Below are 821 nucleotides of genomic sequence, written 5' to 3'. Positions count from 1 at the left end.
GAAGACGCCGGTGGGGGTGCCGCGCAGCCGGTCGGGGTCGATCCCGGAACGCTCCAGGGTCTCCCAGGCCACCTCCAACAGCAACCGCTGCTGCGGATCGATCGCCACCGCCTCACGCGGACTGATCCCGAAGAACGCCGCATCGAACCCACCGGCGTCGTAGAGGAATCCGCCCTGCTGGGTGTAGCTGGTCCCGGGATGGTCGGGGTCGGGGTGGTAGAGGCCATCGAGGTCCCAGCCGCGGTCGGTGGGGAAGGGACCGATGCCTGAGCGGCCCGCCACCACCATCTCCCACAGATCCTCCGGAGACTCCACACCCCCCGGATAACGACAGGCCATCCCCACGATCGCGATCGGATCATCCCCAACAGCCGCCGCAGGAGAGGCCACCGCCATATTGGTAGCGGCCTTCTCACTCTGCGGGGAGGAGTCCACCCCCGCGCGCTGGAGGAGATAGCCCGCCAACGCCCGCGGCGTGGGATGGTCGAACACCAACGTCGCCGGCAACTTCATCCCCGCAACCCGACCCAACCGGTTGCGCAACTCCACCGAGGTCAGCGAATCGAACCCCAGCTCCTTGAACGCGCGATCGGCCTCCACCTGCTCGGCCGAGGCGTGCCCCAGCACCGCCGCGGCCTCCCCACGCACCAGCTCCACCAGCACATGCTCGGCCTCACTCGCCGGCAGCCCGGCCAACCGCTGTTCCAACGACGAACCCGCACCGGCATCACCGTCAACGGCCACCCGCCGGGCCACCGGCGCGCGCACCACCCCCCGCAACACCGCCGGCACCCCACCATCACGCGCCCCCACCACACGCT

General features: G+C 70.2%; 1 protein-coding gene. It reads right to left on the bottom strand.

The window, feature by feature from the left end; genetic code table 11:
* Positions 1-792 (bottom strand): acyl carrier protein (locus ACYVHU_RS26660; protein WP_498949920.1); only part of this gene is annotated, 792 nt, incomplete at its 3' end.
* Positions 793-821: the final 29 nt, after the last annotated feature.

This window comes from Marinactinospora endophytica (assembly GCF_054780875.1).
The sequence above is the reverse complement of the archived record's forward strand: the minus strand, read 5'-3'. Positions and strand labels throughout refer to the sequence as shown.